Origin of the sequence: Solimonas marina (genome assembly GCF_012241385.1) — a bacterium.
GTDB lineage: Bacteria > Pseudomonadota > Gammaproteobacteria > Nevskiales > Nevskiaceae > Solimonas > Solimonas marina.
This window is the reverse complement of sequence record NZ_JAAVXB010000001.1, coordinates 173,844-196,698: the sequence shown is the minus strand read 5'-3', so window position 1 is coordinate 196,698 and position 22,855 is coordinate 173,844. Positions and strand designations below refer to the sequence as shown.

22 protein-coding genes are annotated in these 22,855 nt (G+C 66.3%); 11 read left to right on the top strand and 11 right to left on the bottom strand.

The window, feature by feature from the left end:
• Positions 1-107: 107 nt before the first annotated feature.
• On the top strand, positions 108-788 hold the full coding sequence (locus tag G7Y82_RS00910) for an MgtC/SapB family protein (RefSeq protein ID WP_168146117.1): 681 nt from the start codon (positions 108-110) through the stop codon (positions 786-788).
• Here the strand turns inward: G7Y82_RS00910 and G7Y82_RS00905 are convergent.
• The 3 genes from G7Y82_RS00905 to G7Y82_RS00895 form a co-directional block, all read right to left on the bottom strand.
• A complete protein-coding gene (locus tag G7Y82_RS00905; RefSeq protein WP_168146116.1) occupies positions 769-1,527 on the bottom strand; it encodes a 2OG-Fe dioxygenase family protein in 759 nt (252 codons plus the stop codon). The two genes, G7Y82_RS00910 and G7Y82_RS00905, sit on opposite strands and share 20 nt — an antisense overlap.
• Positions 1,528-1,918: 391 nt before the next feature.
• Positions 1,919-2,242 (bottom strand): 2Fe-2S iron-sulfur cluster-binding protein, encoded by a 324-nt coding sequence (locus G7Y82_RS00900; protein WP_168146115.1) that lies wholly within the window; start codon positions 2,240-2,242, stop codon positions 1,919-1,921.
• A gap of 65 nt (positions 2,243-2,307) precedes the next feature.
• On the bottom strand, positions 2,308-3,327 hold the full coding sequence (locus G7Y82_RS00895) for a Rieske 2Fe-2S domain-containing protein (protein WP_168146114.1): 1,020 nt from the start codon (positions 3,325-3,327) through the stop codon (positions 2,308-2,310).
• A 260-nt stretch (positions 3,328-3,587) separates the two neighbouring features.
• Here G7Y82_RS00895 and G7Y82_RS00890 point away from each other — a divergent pair, with 260 nt between their 5' ends.
• The 4 genes from G7Y82_RS00890 (at position 3,588) to G7Y82_RS00875 (ending at position 8,506) form a co-directional block, all read left to right on the top strand.
• Positions 3,588-6,629 (top strand): parallel beta-helix domain-containing protein, encoded by a 3,042-nt coding sequence (locus G7Y82_RS00890; RefSeq protein WP_240954000.1) that lies wholly within the window; start codon positions 3,588-3,590, stop codon positions 6,627-6,629.
• Between the two features lie 337 nt (positions 6,630-6,966).
• Entirely contained in the window at positions 6,967-7,371 is a 405-nt protein-coding gene (locus tag G7Y82_RS00885) for a GFA family protein (RefSeq protein ID WP_168146112.1), read from the top strand.
• Between the two features lie 135 nt (positions 7,372-7,506).
• Positions 7,507-7,926: a DUF1801 domain-containing protein gene (locus G7Y82_RS00880; RefSeq protein ID WP_168146111.1), complete on the top strand. Its 420-nt coding sequence runs from the start codon at positions 7,507-7,509 to the stop codon at positions 7,924-7,926.
• Positions 7,927-8,014: 88 nt separating this feature from the next.
• Positions 8,015-8,506: a TspO/MBR family protein gene (locus tag G7Y82_RS00875; protein WP_168146110.1), complete on the top strand. Its 492-nt coding sequence runs from the start codon at positions 8,015-8,017 to the stop codon at positions 8,504-8,506.
• Positions 8,507-8,513: 7 nt separating this feature from the next.
• Here G7Y82_RS00875 and G7Y82_RS00870 read toward each other — a convergent pair whose 3' ends face one another.
• Positions 8,514-9,404, bottom strand: coding sequence for a pseudouridine synthase (locus G7Y82_RS00870; protein WP_168146109.1), 891 nt, complete (start codon positions 9,402-9,404; stop codon positions 8,514-8,516).
• A gap of 167 nt (positions 9,405-9,571) precedes the next feature.
• Here G7Y82_RS00870 and G7Y82_RS00865 point away from each other — a divergent pair, with 167 nt between their 5' ends.
• Entirely contained in the window at positions 9,572-10,600 is a 1,029-nt protein-coding gene (locus G7Y82_RS00865) for an aldo/keto reductase (protein WP_168146108.1), read from the top strand.
• Between the two features lie 120 nt (positions 10,601-10,720).
• A complete protein-coding gene (locus G7Y82_RS00860) occupies positions 10,721-12,337 on the top strand; it encodes an ABC-F family ATP-binding cassette domain-containing protein (RefSeq protein WP_168146107.1) in 1,617 nt (538 codons plus the stop codon).
• 24 nt (positions 12,338-12,361) lie between these two features.
• On the opposite strand, the gene G7Y82_RS00855 is transcribed toward G7Y82_RS00860, so the two are convergent.
• The gene (locus tag G7Y82_RS00855; protein WP_168146106.1) at positions 12,362-13,456 is read right to left on the bottom strand and encodes a serine hydrolase domain-containing protein; all 1,095 of its coding nucleotides are present in this window, start codon (positions 13,454-13,456) and stop codon (positions 12,362-12,364) included.
• Between the two features lie 224 nt (positions 13,457-13,680).
• On the opposite strand from G7Y82_RS00855, the gene G7Y82_RS00850 reads away from it, so the two are divergent.
• The 3 genes from G7Y82_RS00850 to G7Y82_RS00840 are packed head-to-tail and all read left to right on the top strand — an operon-like array spanning position 13,681 to position 16,768.
• Entirely contained in the window at positions 13,681-14,619 is a 939-nt protein-coding gene (locus tag G7Y82_RS00850) for a 2-hydroxyacid dehydrogenase (protein WP_168146105.1), read from the top strand.
• Positions 14,616-15,845: an MFS transporter gene (locus tag G7Y82_RS00845; protein WP_168146104.1), complete on the top strand. Its 1,230-nt coding sequence runs from the start codon at positions 14,616-14,618 to the stop codon at positions 15,843-15,845. Before G7Y82_RS00850 ends, G7Y82_RS00845 begins: the two co-directional genes overlap by 4 nt.
• 11 nt (positions 15,846-15,856) lie before the next feature.
• Entirely contained in the window at positions 15,857-16,768 is a 912-nt protein-coding gene (locus tag G7Y82_RS00840; RefSeq protein WP_206370188.1) for an alpha/beta fold hydrolase, read from the top strand.
• On the opposite strand, the gene G7Y82_RS00835 is transcribed toward G7Y82_RS00840, so the two are convergent.
• The 6 genes from G7Y82_RS00835 to G7Y82_RS00810 all read right to left on the bottom strand — a co-directional run bounded on the left by G7Y82_RS00835 (position 16,750) and on the right by G7Y82_RS00810 (position 21,857).
• Positions 16,750-17,691: an oxidoreductase gene (locus tag G7Y82_RS00835; protein WP_168146103.1), complete on the bottom strand. Its 942-nt coding sequence runs from the start codon at positions 17,689-17,691 to the stop codon at positions 16,750-16,752. The genes G7Y82_RS00840 and G7Y82_RS00835 overlap by 19 nt on opposite strands.
• 11 nt (positions 17,692-17,702) lie before the next feature.
• Entirely contained in the window at positions 17,703-18,746 is a 1,044-nt protein-coding gene (gene dmpG / locus G7Y82_RS00830) for a 4-hydroxy-2-oxovalerate aldolase (protein WP_168146102.1), read from the bottom strand.
• Positions 18,747-18,867: 121 nt separating this feature from the next.
• Complete coding sequence (locus G7Y82_RS00825) at positions 18,868-19,194, bottom strand: hypothetical protein (protein WP_168146101.1); 327 nt, start codon at positions 19,192-19,194, stop codon at positions 18,868-18,870.
• A 98-nt stretch (positions 19,195-19,292) separates the two neighbouring features.
• A complete protein-coding gene (locus tag G7Y82_RS00820) occupies positions 19,293-20,198 on the bottom strand; it encodes an acetaldehyde dehydrogenase (acetylating) (protein ID WP_168146100.1) in 906 nt (301 codons plus the stop codon).
• A gap of 5 nt (positions 20,199-20,203) precedes the next feature.
• A complete protein-coding gene (locus G7Y82_RS00815; protein ID WP_168146099.1) occupies positions 20,204-21,001 on the bottom strand; it encodes a fumarylacetoacetate hydrolase family protein in 798 nt (265 codons plus the stop codon).
• Between the two features lie 4 nt (positions 21,002-21,005).
• A complete protein-coding gene (locus G7Y82_RS00810) occupies positions 21,006-21,857 on the bottom strand; it encodes an alpha/beta fold hydrolase (protein WP_168146098.1) in 852 nt (283 codons plus the stop codon).
• A 140-nt stretch (positions 21,858-21,997) separates the two neighbouring features.
• Between G7Y82_RS00810 and G7Y82_RS00805 the strand changes: the two genes are divergently transcribed.
• Positions 21,998-22,762, top strand: coding sequence for an SDR family oxidoreductase (locus G7Y82_RS00805; protein ID WP_168146097.1), 765 nt, complete (start codon positions 21,998-22,000; stop codon positions 22,760-22,762).
• The last annotated feature ends 93 nt before the right edge of the window (positions 22,763-22,855 follow it).

Genomic DNA, 22,855 nt, shown 5'->3' with positions numbered 1-22,855 from the left:
CGTGCTCGTCGATTGGGCCGGCGCCCGGATCGCGATACGCTGACGGCATCGCCCCGATGCGACCTCGTCCGAATGGCGGGGCCGGGGCCGGCGCGTGAGGAGCGGCGATGAGTTTCGAGATGGAGCTGGTGTTGCGTCTGTTGCTGGCGGCGCTGCTCGGCAGCCTGATCGGCTTCGAGCGCGAGCGCTTGTCGTGGGCGGCCGGGTTGCGCACGCACATGCTGGTCTGCGTCGGCTCGGCGCTGATCATGATCGTGTCCGCGCACGGCTTCGAGGAAGTGCGCAATGCCGATCACGTGTCCTACGACCCGTCGCGCATGGCGTCGCTGGTGGTGTCGGGCATCGGCTTTCTTGGCGCCGGTTCGATTCTGCTGCGCGGCGAGGTGATCCGCGGTCTGACGACGGCGGCCAGCCTGTGGGCGACCGCGGCCTTGGGCCTGGCGGCCGGTGCCGGTATGTACGTCGAGGCGGCGGCGGCGACGCTGATCGTGCTGTTCATCCTGGCGGTGCTCAAGCCGCTGGAGAGGCGCATCTTCCAGCCGCAGCGCCACCACCAGCTGCGTCTGCACGTAGCGCACGATGCGCTGAGCTACGACGATCTGCGCGGACTCCTCGGCCAGCACACGGCGCGGATCAAGCAGTTCGTGGTGCGCCAGAGCCCGGAGTCGAGCGGCGACGATCAGGTCACCATCGTGCTCGGACGCCTCAACGAGGTGGACTACGCGCAGATTCTGGCGGCGCTGGTGCGCCACCCCGGCGTACGCGACGTCAAGGAAGGGGATCTGTAGGGGCGTCGGCGCCACGGAAGGTGACGACCAGCACGTCGCGAAATGCCGGCGCGCGGGCGTCGATCGGCACGACCGGCGTCACGCCGTGGAACACGCGGTGGTCGTCGAGCAAGGTCGCGTCGAAGGTGTCGGTCAGCGTGAAGCTGCCGAGCAAGGCGCCGTCCGGCGCGTGAATGGTGGTGGTGCCGCAGGCGATGTTTTCGCGCCGCACCAGCAGCACCATGACGTAGTCGACGCCGTCGCGGTGTATGCCTTCGGGCGTTGGCTGGCCGGCTTCGTCGAGGGCGGCTTCGATGCGGAACTGGTGCATCTCGATGTGCCAGTGCGGCGTGTCCGGCGCCAGCGCGTTGAACGCGCCGCGACAGCACTGCAGGACGGCCTGGATGCTGGCACTGGCGCCGATGTCGTCGGCGATCGGCTCGAACCAGCGGGCGATGCCGCCGTTCAGGCGGTTGTAGTCGGTGCTTTGCCAGTGCGGCTGGTGTGATTCGCGGGCGATGGCCCCGTCGCGGCCGGCGCTGAACACGCCGTAGCGCCGCCGCCGGTAGCGGCCGCCGTCGGCCATGTAGGCGTCGAGCGGCATGTCGTCCCAGCTTTGCGCGACCTGCGGCCAGTCGCTCAGGCCGACATCGCTGGCCAGGCGTGGCTGCAGTTCGGCGGCGTGAACGAAGACGTGACCATCCCGTCGCAGCGCGGCGACCAGATCGGCGGGAACCACAGCGTCGGGGGAGACGGACATCGGCGGCGCGTATTGGAGCTGAGTCCGCGCCGCGTTGCAATCGGCAGCGCTGGTGGAATGGTGCGCCACCGCTTCCGGGCTTGCGTGGATTGCGAGCACCCCACCTCACCCAAGCCTCTCCGCCCCGCTGGCGGAGAGGGCTCAAGGCGTCGGCGTCGACGCGTTCGGGCGGTGACCTGAACTCACGGTGCGCACTGCTTCGTCTCCCCTGCGCTCTGCCGGCGGACAGGGCTCAGGGATGTGCGCGTCGAGGCGTACGGGATGCCCTGTGCCCTGCGCCGCTTCAGCTCCCCTCCGCCCGCTCGCGGGGGGAGGGGCTGGGGGAGGTGGGCGCTGCGGCTCGCGCCGAGGTCTTTCGCTGTGCGACGACATGGGAGCGTCGCCGCCGCGATCACGCCTGCGGCGCGATCTCCACTTCGAGGCCGTCGTAGATGATGTCGGGCAGGATCTGGCAGGACAGGCGCGAGGTCGGGCGCACTTCGGCGAAGTCGCTGATCGCTTCGAGCATGGCCTTTTCGTCCTCGCTCGGCGGCGGCAGCTTGGCTGCCCAGGCCTCGCTGACGTAGACGTGGCAGGTGCCGCAGGACATGGCGCCGCCGCAGGTGCCTTCGATGCCGTAGCCGTCGTCGCGCAGCGTTTCCATCAGGGGCGTGGTTTCTGCGGCGTCCAGCGTCTGTTCGCTGCCGTCGCGATCTTTGACTCGTACCGCGGTCATAAGCGTCTCCGAAAAAAATGCCCCGGTCGTGCGACCGGGGCATCGATGATGGTTGCCCGGAAGTGCTAAATCTTAGCGAGTGTTTCCGCGTCGGCGCCGCTGTAGAACTGCTTGAACCACTTGCGGAACTGCAGCACCGGGCCGTCGCCGTCGCAGAGCAGCGGGTTGGGGCGGTACTTCTTGTTGTTCCAGACGATGAAGTCGACGCTCTCGAAGCCGGCGCTTTCCTCGCCCTCGGCGGCGCCGATCATGTGGTCGATGACTTTCTTCGACGCGTGCAGCTCGGGCGTGCCTTCGGCGTAGTCGACGTGCCGGAAGCTCATGTTCATCGTGCTCTTCTCGGCGGTGATTGGCTGCGTGTACGAAATCATCGTCGCGGTGATGCCGTGCTGGTTGAAGCGCATCACGTTAAGGCCCGGACCGTAGGCGGTGCCGACGATGTAGCCCTGACCGATGTCGAGCTTCATGATCGGGCCTTCGTAGGTGGCGCTGACCGGCGGGATGCCCGGCGCGCCGTGCAGGAACTTGAGGTGCGCGACGTCGACGCCGTTCTCGGCGATTTCCTGGATGCAGGTGTCGGCGGTCCACGAGCCGCGGCGCGAGCCGGTGTAGCCGGTGGCGTCCTCGATCTCCGGGATGTACGGCAGCTCGAAGGTCGGTTCGGCGCACAGCGGGTGATACCACGCCCACATCATTCCGTACTTCTCGACCATCGGCAGCGTGCGCAGGATGGCCTGCTTCTTGACGATCGGCGGCGTGACTTTTCCGTACGGAATGTTCTTGCACCAGCCGGACGTGTCGTATTCCCAGTGGTGGAAGGGGCAGCGCAGATGCTCGCCGCAGACCTTGCCGCCGTGGCCCATGTGCGCGCCGAGGTGCGGGCAGTAAGGGTCCGACATGCCGGGTTTGCCGGATTCGGTGCGGAACAGCACCCATTCCTGACCGAACAGCGTGATGTTGCGCATCTCGGTGGGCTTGAGCGTGTCGGAATAGTCGACGAAGTACCAGCCGGTCGGGATCGGGAACGGGCAGCGTTCCAGGCCCTGTGATTCGAGCAAGATCTTCAGATTGATGTTGTCACCCATTGCAACGGCTCCGTGCGGACGTTTGGCCTGCGCGCGGGCCAGACGGCCACGACGCGGAACACATGGTCACTCGCGTTCGCGTCTTCGTCTTAGTCCATTCAGGTGAGCGATGCGCAGCATCCGCGCATGGGCAGAATTTACCCGTCGCCGACCGGCCGCCAGCGCCGCGATGCACCGATATACTCGACCGTGGGGACACATATCAGGCGCGGCGCCGCACGGCGGATGCGCCCGGGGAGATGGGGATCATGGGGTCATGGATGCGTTTGGGATCCGTCGTGCTGTGCGCGGCGGCTTTGGGGCTGTCCGCGTGCAATTCGAGCAGCAAGGCGACCACGCCGGCAACCGGCGGCGGGGGCAGCGGCGATGGCGGCAGTGACGGCGGCGGCAGCACCGGCGATGGACGCGTGTTTCAGATCGCGGCCGGCCCGGACGCGACCAGCGAAATGGTCGCGGCGATGGTGCAGGCCGCGCCGGGCGATGTCATCGAGTTCGGCTGTGGCTATTTCGAGCTGAATTCGTCGCTGCAGCTGACCAATACCGAAGACGTGCTGATTCGTGGCTGTGGCCGCGACAAGACGGTGTTGTCGTTCAAGAACAACAACGCGCCGGAAGGCATTCTCGCGGTCAGCGTGCACGGCGTGACGGTGCAGGATCTGACGGTGCTCGACACCGGCGGCAACGGCATCGAATTCCGCGGTGTCGATCACGGCACCATCCAGCGCGTGCGCACCATGTGGTCGTCGGGCGGCGGCCGCGAAAGCGCGACGCCGATCACCGCCGACAATGCCTTCGCCAACAACGCGGCGGTGCTCAATGTGGCGTGCACCGATCCGGCCACGCAGGATCCGGACGATCCGCAGAACATCCTGGGCGACACCAGTTCGCCGGACTACACGGTCAGCAAACTGTCGGGTCGCTACGGCATCTATCCGGTGTCGTCGGAGAACATCCTGATCGAGGATTCGGTGTCGATCGGCGCGTCGGACGCCGGCATCTACGTCGGCCAGACCAACACCGCGATCATCCGCAACAGCCACGCGCTGTACAACGTGTTCGGCTTCGAGATCGAGAATGTGCGCGGCGGCGAGTACGACTCCAACATCGCTGAGTGCAATACCGGCGGTTTTCTGATCTACGACCTCGACAATCTGCGTCAGTACGGCGATCGCTCGGTCATGCACGGCAACACCGCGCGCATGAACAACACCTACAACTTCACGTCCGGCGGCATCGTCGGCAATGTGCCGTCTGGCAGCGGCATGATCACGCTGGCCTACGATCGCATCGACATCTACGACAACACCTTCGAAGACAACAACACCGCCGGCATCATTCACACCAGCTACGAGATCTTCCCGCAGGGCGCCGGCCGGCCCAGCGAGCACCGCATCGACTGGTACACCGAAGGCCTGCACATCTTCCGCAATACCTTCAAGAACAACGGCAACCAGCTGCCGTTGCCGACGCTGCAGAACATTGCCAGCGAAGACGTGGCCAAGCTGCTGCCGGCCATCGTCGGCCTCAAGAACCAGGCCGGCTGTCTGCTGCCGCAGAACCTGCTGAAGTGTCCGGCGCCGCTGTTGCAGGTCAGCCCGACCGCGCTGCTCAATATCCGCGGCGCGCACATTCTCTGGGATGGCCTGCTCGACACCTACGATGCCGACTGCGCGTATCCGAAGGACGCCAACGGCGAGGACGTGCCGCACGACGAGCGCGGCAAGCCCATCCTCACCAACGAGGTGCCGGACCCGGGCTGCCATTACAACCAGTACAAGTTCGCCAGCGCCGAACCGCACGACCGCATCATGCCGGACTGGTATTCGTGCATCGACGACGACAACACCTTCAGCACCGACAGCATCACCTACGCCAACTTCCACGGCACCAAGGGTCTGGAGCTGATCATTTCCAGCAAGCTCGATCCGGCGGCGATCGCGCAGTTCCCGTCGAGCTTCGACATCTCGTCGCACAAGTGCGAGGCGCAATACGGCAAGAACCTCGACCGTTTGCCTGAAGTGACGATTCCGCCGTTCGAGCGCAGTGGCGACTACGATCCGGCGCCGACCGAAGAGCAGGTGGCGCAACTGTGCGAGGCCAGCGTCAAGGACGGCGAGGTCAACTACGCCGCGGCCAAGGTCAACTGCCCGACGCTGGATCAGTACCACCTGTTCCGCGATCCGGAAGATCCGACCAGCGCACCGAACGGCACCGGCACGCCGTATTCGCTGAACACCAAACTGTTCTCCGACTACGCCGTCAAATACCGTGTCGTCTATCTGCCGACCGGCACCCAGGCCGTCTACCGCGATGCCAAGACCGATGGCACCAATGCCGTCATCGTGTTCCCGAGCGGCACGATCATCGCCAAGACGTTCTCGTTCCGCGATGAAGGCAACGACACCGAAACGCCGGTCGAGACGCGCCTGCTGATCAAGCGCGTCAACAGCAAAGGCGTGGCGCGCTGGGACGGTGCGGCCTATATGTGGACCACCGAGAACGGCAAGCAGGTCGCCAAGCTGGCGCTGTCCGGCGGCACTACGCCGGTGCACTGGCAAACGACGGACGTCGATTCCGGCATCGTCCACACCGGCTCGACCGACGCTTACCTGGTGCCGAACGCCAACCAGTGTCTGACCTGCCATTCGCGCGCCGACCAGGAAGCCGGCGCGGCGCCGATCGGCCCGCGCATCCGCAACATGAACAAGGCTTACCACACCGAGTCGACGCGGATCACCGAGCAGAGCCAGCATGCGGTGGCCGGCGTCAACCAGATTGCCTATTGGTGCACGCACGGCTTGATGATGGGTTGCCCGTCCGATCTCGGCGTTGATCCGAGCACGCAGATCGCGGCCAAGATCGAGCGCGTGCCGACGTTCAACAAGCCGGGCGACAGCGGCTTTGCCGCCGGTAGCGCGCAGGACGTCGAAGCGCGTGCGCGTTCGTGGCTGGAGGCCAACTGCCAGCATTGCCACAACGTCAGCGGCTACGCCGCGAGCACCGGCTTCTATCTGGATTCGCTGCGCGCCGTCGACACCACCTACGGTGTCTGCAAGCGCCCGACCGCGACCGGCGAAGAAGGCAACGGCGGCCGCACCTACGACATCCATCCGGGCGACTCGGCCGACTCCATCATGGAGTTCCGCATCAGCGCCAGCGCCACGACCCCGGCCGCGCGCATGCCGCCGCTGGCGCGCAGCGTCGTCGACGAGGAAGGCCACGCACTGATCCAGCAGTGGATCCAGAACGTCGTCAAAGCCGACGAGGCTGCGTACCCCGGCTCGACCAGCTGCGCACAGTAGCGTGAGGTCATCGACCCCGGCGGTGCGTGATGAACGCGCCGCCGGGGTTTTCTTTTGGGTGGACGAGTCGCGGGCCGATGTACGCCTCGCCGGCCAGGGCTGTTCGAACACGTCGCGGCGAGCGGCGGGATGAATCCCGCCCTACGGAACTATTCGGTTAAATTCTTGGCGCTCAAAGGTCCAGTCGAGATTGCCGAAAGCGGTCAGTTGAGCGAACAGTTTGGGTGTTGAGACGTGTAGGGTGAGATTGATCGCGCCGGGTTCGGAGTTGAAATCGACGGGCGCGACAGGCGGGGCGAGCCCCGCCCTACAGACTCCGCGAGCCTGAGGAGACCGGATGACGATTTACCGTGGCGCCTGTCTTTGTGGTGCTGTGCGATATGAGGTGCAGGGGCGCTTCGAGCGATTCTTTCTGTGTCATTGCTCCCGTTGCCGCAAGGACACGGGATCGGCGCATGGTGCGAATCTGTTCTCGCAGTCCGCGAGTCTGACGTGGGTGGCGGGTGAGGAGCAGCTTCGGCACTTCGCACTGTCGGCGACGCGGCACGCGCGCAGTTTCTGCGGCGTGTGCGGATCGGCGCTGCCGAGTGTGCAAATGGACGGCAAGCTGCTGGTGGTGCCGGCCGGCAGTCTGGATGACGATGTCGATCTCAAACCCGACGCGCACTTGTTCGCGGCGAGCCGTGCGGCGTGGGACGATGGCTTCACCGATGTCGCGGTTTTCGACGGCCTGCCGAAGTGAACGGTTTCTTCGTAGGGCGGGGCTTGCCCCGCCTTTCGCGCGTATTTGCCACGCGACCGGCGGGATGAATCCCGCCCTACGAGGTGGGGAGCCGGTCGCCGATTTTCTGATCGTGACCACGTTGGGAGTGCACGAATGAGCGCGAACGAATCTTTGGAATCCGCGTCGGTGTTGATCGACCGGCGCATTGCCGAACTCGGCGATTGGCGCGGGGCGATGCTGGCCAGGGTGCGTGCGTTGATCCGCGAGGCGGTGCCGGGGGTGTTCGAGACCTGGAAGTGGCGCGGTACGCCGGTGTGGGAGCACGGCGGGATCATCTGCACCGGCGAGTCCTACCGGGACAAGCTTAAGCTGACGTTCGCCAAGGGCGCGTCGCTGGCCGATCCGGCCGGGCTGTTCAATGCCAGCCTGGACGGCAATGCGCGACGGGCGATCGACCTGTACGAAGGGGCAAGGTTCGATGCCGCCGCGTTCAAGCATCTGGTGCAGGCGGCTGCGGCCTTGAACGCGGCCAAGCCCGCGGCGCGGATCGGGCGCGGCGGCAAGGGGGCCTGAAGCCACCGGCGGATCGATGCAGGAAGTGCCAATCGGATTGTCGTATTCTGAACGGTTACCCCCAACTTCCTCCGATTTTCGCTGACCGATGCGTAAGGGTTTCCGCTCGCTGGTTTCGTTGTTGTGCTGTCTTTTGATTGTGTTCGTCGGCGCCGCCATCGGTGCGCTGGGTTCGATCAATGCGGGGTCGTTTTATGCCGAACTGGCGCGACCGCCCTGGGCGCCGCCGGGGTCGGTATTCGGGCCGGTGTGGACACTGCTCTACGTGATGATGGGCGTGGCGCTGTGGCGGGCCTGGCGCCGCCGCGTCGGGCGCGACACCGGGCCGGCGCTGGTGCTTTATGCGCTGCAACTGCTCGCCAATGTCTTGTGGACGTGGTTTTTCTTTCGCTGGCGGCAGGGCGGCTTGGCGTTCGCCGAGGTGTTGCTGTTGTGGGCGCTGGTTGCGGCGACGATCTTCAGCTTCTGGCGCGTGCAGCGCTTGGCGGCGGTACTGCTGTTGCCCTACTTCGCCTGGGTGTCGTTCGCGGTGGCGCTGACCTATGCGGTGTGGCAGCGCAATCCGGCGCTGCTCGGATAGCGAAGGTCTATAGCTCGCGTTGGCTCGTGAACACGCGAGTTTCGCCGTTCAGTGGGTCGACGAACGCGAGCCGGCGAGCGAGCAGCTTCAGGGGCTTGTCGAAGTCGTCTTCGTCGGCGGCGTCGCGCAGCGTCGGGTAGAACGGATCGTTTTCGATCGGCGCGCCGATCGCGGCGAGGTGCACGCGTAGCTGGTGCTTCTTGCCGCTCAACAGTTGCAGGCGATAGCGGGCCAGCGCGCCGTGCGGCTCGGCCGATTCGAAGATCGTTTCGCTGTTCGGGGTTCCGTCGGCTTCCTGCATGCGGAAGAACGGCGTGCCGGCGACGAGGCGGCTGCGTCGCGCAAACGGAAAGCGCAGCCCGTCGACCTGCGGTGCGATGGCGTCGTAGCGCTTGTCGATTGCGCGGGTCGCGAACAGCGCTTGATAGCGGCCGCGCGTCTGCGCGTTCGTCGAGAACGCGACGAGGCCGGCGGTGCCGCGGTCGATGCGGTGCAGCGGCGTCAGTTCGGCGAGACCGGTCTCGCGCTTGAGGCGCACCAGCAGGCTCTGCTGCACATAGCGGCCGGCCGGAATGACCGGCAGAAAGTGCGGTTTGTCGGCGATCAGCAGGTGCGCATCGCGATACAGAATCTGCGCGACGAACGGGATTTCCGCTTCGCTCGGGAGTTCGCGGTAGTAGGACACGCTGACACCGGCGCGGTACGGCGTGTGTTCGTCGATCGGCGCGCCGTGCTCGTCGACGACCAGGCCGCGCGCCATGCGCGCGCGCCAGGTGGCGACGTCAATCGCGGCGAAGCGATCGACGAGGAAGTCGAGCACGCGCGGCCACGGACCGTCGGGCAGCTGCACGGAGCTGGCGCCGACGCCGTCGCGCGGCGGTAGCGGAGCGGCAGGCATGACACATGATCGCATCGACACGGTTCGTGCGTTTGAGTCATGAAAGTCTTGCATTGTATGCATCGCGGATCTGCCGATCCGGTGTCGAGGCTTGCGTACAATGCGGCCCACGTTACCGACCGTTAACAGGCGGTCGCTCACATCCCCCGATGCAGAAAGGAAACGCGATGGAATACAGACAACTCGGCCGCTCCGGCCTCAAGGTGCCGGTGCTGAGCCTCGGCACCGGTACGTTCGGCGGCGTCGGCGACATGTTCAAGAAATGGGGCTCGACCGATATCGCCGAGGCGACGCGGCTGGTCGATATCTGCCTGGAGTCCGGCCTCAATTTCTTCGATACGGCCAACATGTATTCGGGCGGTGCGTCCGAAGAGGTGCTGGGGCAGGCGATAAAGGGCCGTCGTAACGACGTGCTGGTGTCGACCAAAGCGGCCTTCACCATGGGCCAGGGGCCGAACGACAAGGGCACCTCGCGCTTTCATCTGATCAAGGCCTGCGAGGACAGCCTGCGCCGCCTCGGCACCGATCACATCGACCTGTACTTCATGCACGGCTTCGATGCGCTGACGCCGGTCGAGGAGACGCTGCGCGCGCTCGACGATCTGATCACCGCCGGCAAGATCCGTTACATCGGCTGCTCGAATTTCTCCGGCTGGCATCTGATGAAGTCGCTGGCGACGTCGGAGCGCTACGGTCTGGCGCGCTACGTCAGCTACCAGGGCTATTACTCGCTGATCGGCCGCGACTACGAGTGGGAGCTGATGCCGCTGGCGCTCGATCAGGGTGTCGGCACCATGGTCTGGAGTCCGCTCGGCTGGGGCCGCCTGACCGGCAAGATCCGTCGCGGCGAGAACCAGTCCGGTCGTATTGCGCAGGGCGGCGCGGTCGGCGGTCCGCCGGTCGACGACGAGTACCTGTACACGGTGGTCGATGCGCTGGATGAGGTCGCCCAGGAAACCGGCAAGACGATTCCGCAGATCGCGCTGAACTGGCTGCTGCAGCGGCCGAGCGTGAATAACATCGTGGTCGGCGCGCGTAACGAGGAACAACTGCGGCAAAACCTCGGCGCCTTGGGCTGGTCGCTGAGCGCCGAGCAGATCGCCAAGCTCGATGCGGCGAGCCGCCGCACGCCGACCTATCCGTACTGGCACCAGATGGATTTCAACGACCGCAATCCGAAGCCGACGGTCTGGTAACCGCGCGGCGCTGATCGACGGCGGCGGCCCGGTCCGGTTTGACGGAATCCGGGCCGCCGCCGGGGTGCGCCGCACGGGCACCGCTCGGAGCGGGCGCGATGTGCGTAAACTGCGCGCCCCATGCTCTCCCTCCAGAACCTCACGCTGCGCCGCGGTACGCGGGCGCTGCTCGAAAACGTCTCCGCGACCATTCATGCCGGCCAGCGGGTCGGCGTGGTCGGCAAGAACGGTGTCGGCAAGTCGACGCTGTTCGCCGCCATCCGCCGCGAGCTGATCCCCGAGAGCGGCAACGTCGATCTGTCGAAGAACGTCGTCGTCGCCGCCGTGTCGCAGGACACGCCGCCGCTCGAACAGGCGGCGATCGACTATGCGCTGGACGGCGACATCGAGTTGCGCGAACTGCAGGCGGAGCTGGCGCAGGTCGAGCAGCGTCTCGAAGCGGAGACCACGGACGACGACATCAATCGCCTAGTGGCGCTGCATGAGCGGCTGACCACCATCGACGGTTACGCGGCCAAGGCGCGCGCCGCGCAGCTGCTGCACGGTCTGGGCTTCGTGCCGAACACGCAGACCAACCCGGTCGCGAGTTTTTCCGGTGGTTGGCGCATGCGCCTCAACATCGCCCGCGCACTGATGCGGCGCTGCGATCTGCTGCTGCTCGACGAGCCGACCAACCATCTCGATATGGACGCCGCACTGTGGCTGCAGGAGGAGCTGGCGGTGTTCCCCGGCACGCTGCTGCTGGTGTCGCACGACCGTGAATTCCTCGACGCGGTGTGCACGCACACCCTGCACCTGGAACGGCAGAACGCAACGCTCTACGTCGGCGGCTATTCGCAATTCGAGCGGCAGCGCGCCGAGCGCCTGACGCAGCAACAGATCGCGCACGAAAAGCAGCAGGAGAAAGCGGCGCACCTGAAGTCGTTCATCGACCGCTTCAAGACCCACGCCAGCAAGGCACGCCAGGCGCAGAGCCGCATCAAGGCGCTGGAGCGCATGGAGCTGGTGGCGCCGGTGCTGGCCGAGAACGAATTCAGCTTCCGCTTCCGCCAGCCGGAGAAGGTGCCGAGCCCGCTGATTCACATCACCGACGGCGAGGTTGGCTACACCGGCAAGGCGCTGCTGACGCGGCTCAAGCTGTCACTGCAGCCGGGCGAGCGTGTGGCGCTGCTCGGCGCCAACGGTGTCGGCAAGTCGACGCTGATGAAGAGCCTGGCCGGTGCGCAGGATTTCATCGGCGGCGACGTGATTCGCGCGTCGGATCTCAAGGTCGGCTACTACGCGCAGCACCAGCTCGAACAGCTCGACCCGGAGGCCAGCCCGTTCCTGCATCTGCGCCGCCTCGATCGCCGCGCCGCCGAGCAGAGCCTGCGCGACTACCTGGGCCGTTTCTCATTTCACGGCGATCGGCAGATGGAGGCGATCGCGCCGTTTTCCGGCGGCGAGAAAGCGCGGCTGGCGCTGGCGCTGGTTGCCTACCAGCGGCCGAACCTGCTGCTGCTCGATGAGCCGACCAACCATCTCGACCTGGAAATGCGCCACGCGCTGGAGATGGCGATCAACGACTACGCCGGTGCGGTGGTGCTGGTCAGCCATGATCGCCACCTGGTGCAGAGTGTCTGCGACACGCTGTGGCGCGTGGCCGACGGTAGCTGCGCGGTGTTCGACGGCGATCTCGACGATTACGCCAGCTGGCTGCGCACCGAGCGGCGCAAGGCGCAGCGCGCCGGCGTCTGAGCGACGCCGGCGGCGAATACCGTCTTACTGCTGCGTGCCGTTGAGCTGATCGAGAATTTGCGTGCGCGCCGCGTTCCACATGGCGATGCCGGTGTCGGTATCACTGGTGATCAACACGACGGCGGTGTACGACTTGTCGAAGTCCAGCCACGGCGTGGTGCCGAGCAGGCCCGGGTCGCTGATTTCCGGGCCGTTGCTGCCCGGATAATTGGCCGCGTCCGAAATCCAGAAGCCGAAGCTGTAGCCGTTGAGGCCGCTGCCGTCCGGCACCGGGGTGTAATAGACGGGTAGATCGGCGACCTGGTTCTCGGTGGCCTGTGCGGCCTGGTCGGCGGTGATGATCTGCGTCGAGCCGACCTTGCCGCCGTTGAGATAAAGCTGGGTGAACTTCAAATAGTCCTCGGCGCTGCACGACGCGCCGCCGGCGATGCGCGGATTGTCGGTGTCGCCGTAGGTGAAGGTGGTCATGCCCAGCGGCGTGTTGAGGCGCTCGTCGACGAGTTGGCTCCAGGTTTCGCCCGAGACTTCCTCGGCGACCAGCCCGGCGACCTGATAGCCGGCGCCGCTGTAGCCGAACGCCGTACCCGGCACGAAGTTCAGCGTGGTGTCGGCGATCTCCTGCACGCAGTCGACCAGCGTGGTGTTGTCGTCGTTCATGCACGACGAATCGAACTGGATGCCGGACGTGTGATTGAGCAGCATGCGCATGGTGATGCTGCGCTTGGCGATCGGCCAGTCGACGACGCTGCCGATGTAGTCGTAGACCGGCGTGTCGAGATCGATCAGGCCATCCTTGACCAGCGACAGGATGATGGTCGCCGACGGCGCCTTGCTGGCCGAGGCGATCGGAATGACGCTGTCGACCGACATCGTGCCGTTGGCGCCGGTGTAGACGGTCTTGCCGTCGAGCTTGAGCGCGAAGCTGTAACCGAGCACCTGACCGCTGCCAGCGCCAAGGAAGCTGTCCAGTGCGGTGGTCAGTCCGGTCCAGTCGTGCTGGACGTCGTCGGCGCCTTTGTCGCCGTCGCCGCCGCAGCCGGCGAGCGCGAGGCTGGCGGCCAGCGCCGCCGCCAGGGCCAGCGGCAGGTGTCGGCGCGATGCCGCCGTTGTGCTGTGCATGGGATCCACTCTTATCCGATGTACGGCATTGCACTCTAATGGCTGTTAACTGAACGTAGCCGGCAGCGTGCGTGTGACCGTCGCGACGATGACAGGATCGTCATGCTGCGATTCACGTTTTGACTTGTTCCCGGCGCTGCGGAGCGTAGAATCGCCGCCGCGATGATTCCCCTCCCGTTTTCCTGCCCGCATCACGCCGCTGGCGTGCGGGATGGCGTGGCCGCATGAGACCCCGTCTGCTGCAGCATGGCCGCCTGCTGCCCTGGCTCGAAGCCGAGCTGGCTGCGCACTACGACTGCACGATGCTTGAGGCACAGGCCGACCCCGATGCCTACCTCGCCACGCACGGCGGCGAGTTCACGCTGATGGCGACCTCGGTGCGCACCGGTGCCGACGCGGCGCTGATCGAGCGTTTGCCGCAGCTGAAGATGATCGCGGTGTTCGGTGTCGGCTATGAAACCGTCGATCTCGACGCGACGCGTGCTCGGGGCATCGTCGTCAGCAATACCCCCGACGTGCTCAACGACTGCGTCGCCGATCTGGCGGTCGGGGCCTTGATCGATCTGTTGCGCGGCATCAGCGCGTCGGACCGTCACGTGCGCGCCGGCCGCTGGCCGCAGCGCAATTTCCCGCTGGCGACGCGTGTCAGCGGCAAGCAGTTGGGCATCGTCGGTCTCGGCCGCATCGGCGAGGCGATCGCCCGTCGCGCCTCCGGTTTCGACATGACGGTGTGCTACCACAACCGCCGCCCGCGTCCGGATTGCCCGTACGAATACGTGCCGGACCTGCTCGACCTGGCGCGCCGCAGCGACGTGCTGATGGTCGCCGCCGCGGCAACGCCGGGGGCGCCGCCGACGATCAATGCCGAGGTGCTGACGGCACTCGGCGCCGACGGTTGGCTGGTCAATATCGCGCGCGGCGCACTGGTCGACGAGCCGGCGCTGGTCGCCGCGCTGCAGGCCGGCACGATTGCCGGCGCCGCGCTCGACGTCTTCGCTGATGAGCCGAACGTGCCGGCGGCACTGTGGTCGCTCGACAACGTGGTGCTGATGCCGCACATCGCCAGCGCCACCCATGAGACGCGTCGGGCGATGGCCGAGCTGGTGTTCGCCAATCTCCAGCACTACGTGCAGCACGGTCAGGCGCTGACCGCCGTTCCTTGAGCGCCGCCGCGTCTTCGCTGGGCCCCGATGCTGCGTTGCCGCCGGCGGCGCGTGCGCGGCAGATCCTGGCGATCGTCGTCCTGACCGGTGTTTCCGGCTGCTCGCTGGGCATTCCGCTGGCGGTGCTGCCGCTGTTCCTGCATGGTGATCTGGGGCAGAACGCCCTGATCACCGGCGCGGTGCTCAGCGCGCACGCCTTCAGCATGCTGGCGTCGCGACCGCTGGCTGGGCGCATCGGCGACCGTGCCGGCGTGCACCGCGCGACGGCGCTGGGGCTGACCCTCAGTGCGGTCAGCGGCCTGCTGACGCTGGTCGCCACCAGCCTGCCGGCCTATCCCTTGACCAGCGTCGCGGTGCTGCTGCTGGCGCGGCTGGTGCTCGGCGTCGGCATGGGCCTGACCAATACCGGCGCGCTGAGCTGGGCGATCGCCAAGGCCGGTGTGCCAGAAGCCGCGCGCGTGATTTCGTACAACGGCATTCTGGCTTATGGCGCTCTGGCGCTGACCCCGCCGCTGGGCATGCTGCTGGCCAAGGCCGGCGGTCTGTGGACGATCGGCGCCATCGTGCTGCTGCTCAATCTGGCGGCCCTGGCGTGGTCGCGACGGCTGCCGCGTGTTGCGGTCGTGCCGGGCGCGGCGTTGTCGTTCCTGCACGTACTGCGGCGCATCGCGCCGATGGGTTTCGCATTGGGCCTCGGCGCCGCCGGTCTGGCCGCGATCGCCACCTTTGCCACGCTCTATTTCAACGCCCGCGGCTGGGATCACGCGGCCTGGGCGATCACCGCCTTCGGCCTGTCGTACATCGGCCTGCGCGTGGTCTGCGGCAATGTGATTTCACGCTACGGCGGCACCGCCGTGGCCATCGCCAGTTTCGCCGTCGAGGCGCTCGGCCTGTTGATGATGGGCTTCGCGCCGGCGGCGGGCATGGCGATGGTCGGTGCGGCACTGGCCGGCATTGGCATGTCGCTGATCTATCCGGCGCTCGGTGTCGAAGTCGTGGCGCGGGTGCCGGCGTCGAGCCGCAGCTCGGCGCTCGGTGCGTTCTCGCTGTGCCTCGATCTGGCGATGGGTCTCGGCGGGCCGCTGTTCGGCATCGTCGCGTCGCTGGCCGATTTCGGCGCAGTATTCGTCTGTGCCGGGGTGATGTCGGGGCTCGGCCTGGGTGTGGCATATCGACTGCATCGCGAATTCGCACGTCGGCAGGGGCCGGCGGCGGCGATGCCGTAATGGGGAAATCGATGTCTGGTACGACGTCTGGATCAGGGAGCGGCGCAGCGCGCGCCGATATCGGCAAGGCCAAGGTCAAGTTTCTCGACCGCTGGCATGGCATGGCCTATGTCGAGGCCGGCGCCGGCGAGGTCGTGCTGTTCGTGCACGGCTCGCTGTGCGACTACCGCTACTGGACGCCGCAGATCAAAGGCTTGTCCGACCGCTTCGAGGTCGTCGCGCCGAGTCTGGCGCACCACTGGCCGCGGCTGCCGTCGTCGCTGGGCATGCCGTTCAGCATCATCCAGCACACCGAGCAATTGGCGGCGTTCATCGCCAAGCTGCAGGCGCCGCGTGTGCATCTGGTGGGCCATTCACGCGGCGCCAACGTCGCCTGGCAGCTGGCGATCCGCCACGCCGATCTGATCGACAGCCTGACGCTCGTGGATCCGTCGGGGCCGCGCCAAGGTGGCGATCCGGACGAGGAGATCGACGATGCGACGGTGGCGCTGCGCCAGTACGCTGTCGACCTGATCGAAGGTGGCGATGTCGACGAGGGCCTGCGCATGTTCGTCGACTCGGTCAGCCGTCCCGGCTTCTGGGACCGCAGCACGCCGGCGTTCCGCGACATGGCGCGCGACAACGCGCTGACGCTGGGCCCGCAGATCGCCGATCCGCTCAAGCCGCTCTACGAAATCGACGCACGCGGCATGCGTCGGCCGGTGCTGCTGGTCGACGGTGAGCGCAGCCCGATGCGCTACCGCCGCAACGCCGAGGCGCTGGCGCGTTGGCTGCCGAACGCCGAACGCTACACGGTGCGCGGCGCTTCGCATGGCATGACCGGCACGCACTCGGCGGTGTTCAACCGCGAGCTGGCGCGCTTCATCACGTCGGTGCGCTCGACGCTCGGCGAGCCCGGCGCCGTTCAGCGACTCGACGAGTAGCGCACGCCGGTCAGGGCTTCGGACGCCTGCCAGAGGCGTTGCCGTAGCTCGCGGTCCTGCGCATGCCGCGCCGGACGCACGAGCACGGGTGGCCCGCGCCACTCGCCGAAGCCGGCCGGGCCGTAGAAGTCGCCGCCGCGAACATGCGGATCGGTAGCAGCGCGCAGCAAGGGCAGGGCGCCGTCGGCTGCGGACTGTCCACCCCAGCGCATGATGCTGCGAAACGCCAGCACCTCGACGCGGTCGCGCAAGCGGCGGCTGTTTTGTGTCATGCGCGCGTCGCCGATTCCCGTGCGGGCCACGCCCGGATGCGCGGCGACGCTGCGCAGCGCCCAGCCGGCGGCCTGCGCGCGCTCGTGCAACTCGAGCGCGAACAGCAGGCAGGCGAGCTTGGTCTGGCTGTACGCGCGCTGGCCCTGGTAGCGGCGCTCGGCCTGCAGGTCGTCGAAGTCGATCCTTCCCTGACGATGGACGATGCTCGACACGCTGACGACGCGCGCCGCGGCACTGCGCCGCAGTGCCGGCAACAGCAAACCGGTCAGCGCGAAATGGCCAAGGTGGCTGACGCCGAACTTCAGCTCGAAGCCGTCACGCGTCGTCGCACGGTCGAGGCGCGGCAGCAGGCCGGCGTTGTTGACGAGAATGTCGAGCGGCGCATGCTCGGCACAGTGCGCGGCGGCGAATGCGCGAATCGCCGCCTGATCGCCAAGATCGAGCGCCGCGAAACGGGCGCGTCCGCCAGCGGCGACGATGTGCCCGGCCGTTTGCGTGCCGCGCTCGATGTCCCGGTCGACCAGCAAGACCTCGGCGCCGGCGCCCGCCAGCGCGGTGGCGACCTCGCGGCCGAGTCCGGCCGCCGCGCCGGTGACGAGTGCGCGCCGGCCGTGCAGCGACGGCAGATCCGCGAGCGACCAGGCGGCCACGCGCGGCGCGGTCAGGCGGCGTCAGCCTTGAGCAGGCCGCGCTCACGCGCCATCGTCAGCGCGGTGTCCTCGATCATGTCTTCCTGGCCGCCGACCATCTTCTGCCGGCCCAGTTCGAGCAGGATCTCGCGTGCCGGCACGCCGTATTTCTGTTCGGCGCGGCGCGCGAACAGCAGGAAGCTCGAATAGACGCCGGCATAGCCCAGCGTCAGCGAATTGCGGTCGATGCGCACCGGGAAGTCCATGATCGGCGTGACCAGGTCTTCGGCGACGTCGCTGATCTTGAAGATGTCGACGCCGGTTTCGATGCCCATGCGTTCGCAGACGGCGACGAACACTTCCATCGGCGTGTTGCCGGCGCCGGCGCCCATGCCGCCGCAGGCGCAGTCGATGCGCCGCGCGCCGGCGGCGACCGCAGCGATCGAATTGGCGACGCCCATCGATAGATTGTGATGGCCGTGAAAGCCGATTTCGGTATCCGGCTTCAGCGCCTCGCGCAGCGCGCCGATGCGCGCCGTGACGTCGTCCGGCAGCATGTAACCGGCGGAGTCGGTGGCGTAAATGCAGTTGGCGCCATAGCTTTCCATCAGCTTCGCCTGCTCGACCAGCTGCGCCGGCTCGATCATGTGCGCCATCATCAGAAAGCCGACGGTGTCCAGTTCCATCTTGCGGCCGAGACTGATGTGCTGTTCGGAGACGTCGGCTTCCGTGCAATGCGTGGCGACGCGGATCGTCTTCACGCCGCAGTCGGCGGCCATGCGCAGATGGTCGACGGTGCCGATGCCCGGCAACAGCAGCGCCGAGACCGTCGAGCGCTTCAACAGCGGAATCACCGCGCGCAGATATTCCTCGTCGGTCGCCGCCGGAAATCCGTAATTGACCGACGCGCCGCCCAGGCCGTCCCCGTGCGTGACCTCGATCAGCGGACAGCCGGCGTCGTCGAGCCCCTTGGCGATCGCCTTCATCTGCTCGATGGTGATCTGATGCCGCTTTGGATGCATGCCGTCGCGCAGCGACATGTCATGCACTTTGATCTTGATGCCCTTGAGGTTCATCGGTGCCTCCGATAAAAGCGTTGAGCCGCAGATTTCGCAGATTCACGCAGAAAAAATTAAGAAGGCTTTCTTTTCAATCTGTGAAATCTGCGTAATCTGCGGTTAAAAGTCTTTTGTTGTTTCAGTGTGCCGCGAGCCGGCGGCGGCAGGCGGCGGCGAAGGTGACGCTGGAGCGCTGCGCCATGGCGATGGCTTCGAAGACGCCGAGCGGTGCGAGCCAGGCCAGCAGCTTGTCGACGACGATCTCGCCGCGATGCCCGTGCCGTGCCGAGACGCGCGCCAGCTTGCGATGCGCACGTTCGTGCAGCGACGGGCAGTCCATGATCAGATCATGCGCTTCGGTATAGAGCCGATACGCCGCCGCGCCGTCGCCGGCCTCGACGAACGCATCGCCCCGCCGCCAAAGCCGGTCGGCCTCCAGCATCCGTTGTTCTAGCGGTACGTTCATCCGTTCGATCTCAAGACCTTCACCACAGATTTCACAGATTTCACAGAAATTTCCGCTTTTATCTGTGTCATCTGTGAAATCTGTGGTTAAAAGGCTTTTCAGGCTGCCGCCAGATCGAGCCGCCCGGCGAGGATTTCCTCGGCGAACATCTCGGCGGTGCGGGTGGCGCTGGCGGTCATGATGTCGAGGTTGCCAGCGTACTTCGGCAGGAAGTCGCCGAGACCTTCGACCTGCATGAAGTTGGTCACGCGCTTGCCGTCGAACACCGGGCCGTTGACCAGCTTGTAGCCCGGCACGTACTTCTGCACCTCGGCGACCATCTCGCGCACCGATTGCTCGATCTCCTTCTGCTTCGGCGCTTCGGCCGTCAGGCAGTGGATGGTGTCGCGCATGATCATTGGCGGATCAGCCGGATTGATGACGATGATCGCCTTGCCTTCGTCGGCGCCGCCGATCTTCGCGACCGCGCCGGCGGTGGTGCGCGTGAATTCGTCGATGTTCTTGCGCGTGCCGGGGCCGACCGATTTTGATGAAACCGTGGCGATGATCTCGGCGTACTGGACCTTCTGCACGCGCGACACGGCATAGACCATCGGGATCGTCGCCTGGCCGCCGCAGGTGACCATGTTGACGTTCATCTCGCGCTTGCCGGCATGCTGCTTCAAATTGATCGGCGGCACGCAGTACGGGCCGATCGCGGCCGGCGTCAGGTCGATCATCATCACGCCGAGCGCGTTGAGCTTGTCGGAGTTGTCCTTGTGCACGTAGGCGCTGGTCGCGTCGAAAGCGATTTGCACGCCGTCGGCCTTGACGTGCGGCAGCAGGCCGTCGACGCCCTGGTCGGTGGTCTTCAACCCGTATTCGCGGGCGCGCGCCAGACCTTCGGACGTCGGGTCGACGCCGACCATCCACACCGGTTCGAGCACCTCGGAGCGGCGCAGCTTGTAGAGCAGATCGGTGCCGATGTTGCCGGGACCGATGATGGCGCATTTGATCTTCTGCATAAGACTCAAGCCTCGAAGCCGATCGACGCGTCGCCGATGCCGGCCAGCGTCATGTGGAAGCGGTCGCCCGGTATGGCCGGCAGCAGCGGTGCCAGCGACCCGGACAGGATGATGTCGCCCTTCAGGAATGGAATGCCGTAGCGGCCGAGCGTATTGGCGAGCCAGGCGACGGCGGTGGCCGGATGGCCCTGCACGGCGGCGCCGGTGCCGGACGCGACGTGCGCGCCGTTCTGGGTGATCTGCATCTGCACCGCGGCCAGGTCCAGCGCATGCGGCGCCACGCGGTCGCCGCCGACCACGAACACGCCGCAGGACGCGTTGTCGGCGACGGTGTCCTGAATCCTGATCTTCCAATCGTCGATGCGCGAGTCGACGATCTCGAAGCACGGCGCGACGTAGTCGGTGGCGTCGAGCACCTGATCCTCGGTCACGGTCGTGCCCTTGAGATCTTTCTTCAGCACGAAGGCGATCTCGCCCTCGGCACGCGGCTGTATCAGGCCGCTGCCCGTGATGCTGATCACCGCGCCGTCTTTGACCTGCATGCGGTCGGTGAGAAAGCCGAAGTCCGGCTGATGGACGCCGAGCATGTCCTGCACGGGCTTGGACGTGACGCCGATCTTCTTGCCGATCAGCTTTTCGCCGCTGGCGGTGCGCCGGTGCAAAAAGTGCAGCGAAATGTTGTAGGCGTCGTCGATGTCGATGCCGTCGATGCGATCGGACAGCGGCGCGATCGTGCGCCGGGCGCGCAACGCCTCGTAGAGCTCATCGCCGAGCGAGACGATGCGGGTTTGCGGGAGCGCCATCGCGTCAGCCGTTGGCCAGGAAATCGACGACCGTGCGATTGAAGAAATCGCGGTGCTCGACCATCACCCAGTGTCCGCACTGCGGCACGGTGATCATGCGCAGATTCGGAATGCCCTTGGCGAGTTTGAGGATGCCGGTCTCCGGCATCATCTTTTCGTTGATGCCCCAGAAGCCGAGCGCCGGGCAGCGGATCTGGCCGAGATGCGCCGTCATGTTCGGCACGCTCATGGTCTTCACGACCTGCGGGTTCTGCAGGCGCATCAGCGCATGTCGCTCGGCGACCAGCTCGTCGTCGATGTGCGATTTGTCGTGCACCAGCGCGTTTTCCATGAAATAGCGCAGGCGCTCGGCCGTCACTGGTTCCGGCGACATGAAGACTTCCTTCATGAACGCCATGGCCGGCATCTTGAAATAGTCCGGCTGATCCTCGACGCCGCCCGGCGCCATCAGCACCAGTTTCTCGATCTGCTGTGGATGTTCGAGCGCATAGCCGATCGCGATCGCGCCGCCGAGCGAGTTGCCGATCAGCGTGCAGCGCTGCACGCCGATCACGTCGAGCGTCTGCTTCACGCATTCGATGAACAGCGACAGCGGATATTCGATGTCGTCCGGCTTGTCCGAATAGCCGTAACCGATCAGGTCCGGCAGGATCACGCGGTAGCCGGCGTTCACCAGCGCTTTGTAGTTGCCCTTGAAGTTGGAATAGCCGCAGGCGCCGGAACCGGAGCCGTGCAGGAACACGACGACCGGGCCGCTGCCCTCATCGAGATAGTGCATGCGGTAGCCGTTCGGCAGCTGCGCGTACTGTCCCTCGGGGACCGGTTTGGTCGGCGTGTTCGTGGCGGGAGCGTTCATCGTTTTGGCCTGTGCGACATGGGCGTCCGGCATGGTCCTGCAGTCGCGGGGTGCCACTCTTCGTCCTTTTGAGTGAGTGGTGCGCAGGCGCGATGACTTAAGGTCACCCTCAGCGCCGTTTCCGGCTGAAAATTGCCCTCATGTCCACGCCATCCCGCATCACCCTCGTCACCGGCGGCGCCAAGGGCGTCGGCCGCGGCATCAGCGAAAGTTTTCTGAAGCGCGGCGACCGGGTGCTGGTCTGCGGGCGTTCGGCGCCCGACACGCTACCGGTCGTTGGCGACAATGCCGCCGAGTTCCTCGCCGTCGACGTACGCGATACGGCGGCGGTGGAGCAGCTGTTCGCGACCATCGCCGAGCGCTATGGACGGCTCGACGTGCTCGTCAACAATGCCGGCGGCGCGCCGTTCACACTCGCCGATCAGGCTTCGCCGCGTCTGCACGAAAAGATCTTCGCGCTGAACCTGCTGGCGCCGTTTCATCTGGCGCAGCAGGCCAATCGCCTGATGCAGGCCGGCGACGGCGGCACCATCATCTTCATCGGCAGCGTCAGCGGTCTGCGGCCGTCGCCGGGTACCGCCGCTTACGGCGCGGCGAAAGCGGCGATCCTCAATCTGACGCAGACGCTGGCGGTCGAATGGGCGCCGAAGGTGCGCGTCGTCGCCGTTAGTCCGGGGCCGGTGCAGACCGAGCAAAGCCATCTGCATTACGGCGACGCCGCCGGCCTCGCCGCCGTCGCCAGGACCATTCCGATGCAGCGCCTGGCGCAGCCCGACGATGTCGGCGCAGCCTGCGTCTGGCTGGCGTCGTCGGCCGCGGCGTATGCGACCGGGACCAACCTGCTGCTGCATGGCGGCGGCGAACGGCCGGCGTTTCTCGACGCCGCGACCGTCAACAAGACCTGAGAGGCCGTGGCCGGCAGGCTCGGCTGCAGCGCGCGCGCGAACGGCGCCGTACGGACTGGCGCTCGTACTGGCGCTGGACCTGGCAAGTCCAGC

Coding starts and splice junctions, on each gene's coding strand:
- G7Y82_RS00910 (WP_168146117.1), top strand. CDS start 108: ATGAGTTTCGAGATGGAGCTGGTGTTGCGTCTGTTGCTGGCGGCGCTG.
- G7Y82_RS00905 (WP_168146116.1), bottom strand. CDS start 1,527: ATGTCCGTCTCCCCCGACGCTGTGGTTCCCGCCGATCTGGTCGCCGCG.
- G7Y82_RS00900 (WP_168146115.1), bottom strand. CDS start 2,242: ATGACCGCGGTACGAGTCAAAGATCGCGACGGCAGCGAACAGACGCTG.
- G7Y82_RS00895 (WP_168146114.1), bottom strand. CDS start 3,327: ATGGGTGACAACATCAATCTGAAGATCTTGCTCGAATCACAGGGCCTG.
- G7Y82_RS00890 (WP_240954000.1), top strand. CDS start 3,588: ATGCGTTTGGGATCCGTCGTGCTGTGCGCGGCGGCTTTGGGGCTGTCC.
- G7Y82_RS00885 (WP_168146112.1), top strand. CDS start 6,967: ATGACGATTTACCGTGGCGCCTGTCTTTGTGGTGCTGTGCGATATGAG.
- G7Y82_RS00880 (WP_168146111.1), top strand. CDS start 7,507: ATGAGCGCGAACGAATCTTTGGAATCCGCGTCGGTGTTGATCGACCGG.
- G7Y82_RS00875 (WP_168146110.1), top strand. CDS start 8,015: ATGCGTAAGGGTTTCCGCTCGCTGGTTTCGTTGTTGTGCTGTCTTTTG.
- G7Y82_RS00870 (WP_168146109.1), bottom strand. CDS start 9,404: ATGCCTGCCGCTCCGCTACCGCCGCGCGACGGCGTCGGCGCCAGCTCC.
- G7Y82_RS00865 (WP_168146108.1), top strand. CDS start 9,572: ATGGAATACAGACAACTCGGCCGCTCCGGCCTCAAGGTGCCGGTGCTG.
- G7Y82_RS00860 (WP_168146107.1), top strand. CDS start 10,721: ATGCTCTCCCTCCAGAACCTCACGCTGCGCCGCGGTACGCGGGCGCTG.
- G7Y82_RS00855 (WP_168146106.1), bottom strand. CDS start 13,456: ATGCACAGCACAACGGCGGCATCGCGCCGACACCTGCCGCTGGCCCTG.
- G7Y82_RS00850 (WP_168146105.1), top strand. CDS start 13,681: ATGAGACCCCGTCTGCTGCAGCATGGCCGCCTGCTGCCCTGGCTCGAA.
- G7Y82_RS00840 (WP_206370188.1), top strand. CDS start 15,857: ATGTCTGGTACGACGTCTGGATCAGGGAGCGGCGCAGCGCGCGCCGAT.
- dmpG (WP_168146102.1), bottom strand. CDS start 18,746: ATGAACCTCAAGGGCATCAAGATCAAAGTGCATGACATGTCGCTGCGC.
- G7Y82_RS00825 (WP_168146101.1), bottom strand. CDS start 19,194: ATGAACGTACCGCTAGAACAACGGATGCTGGAGGCCGACCGGCTTTGG.
- G7Y82_RS00820 (WP_168146100.1), bottom strand. CDS start 20,198: ATGCAGAAGATCAAATGCGCCATCATCGGTCCCGGCAACATCGGCACC.
- G7Y82_RS00815 (WP_168146099.1), bottom strand. CDS start 21,001: ATGGCGCTCCCGCAAACCCGCATCGTCTCGCTCGGCGATGAGCTCTAC.
- G7Y82_RS00810 (WP_168146098.1), bottom strand. CDS start 21,857: ATGAACGCTCCCGCCACGAACACGCCGACCAAACCGGTCCCCGAGGGA.
- G7Y82_RS00805 (WP_168146097.1), top strand. CDS start 21,998: ATGTCCACGCCATCCCGCATCACCCTCGTCACCGGCGGCGCCAAGGGC.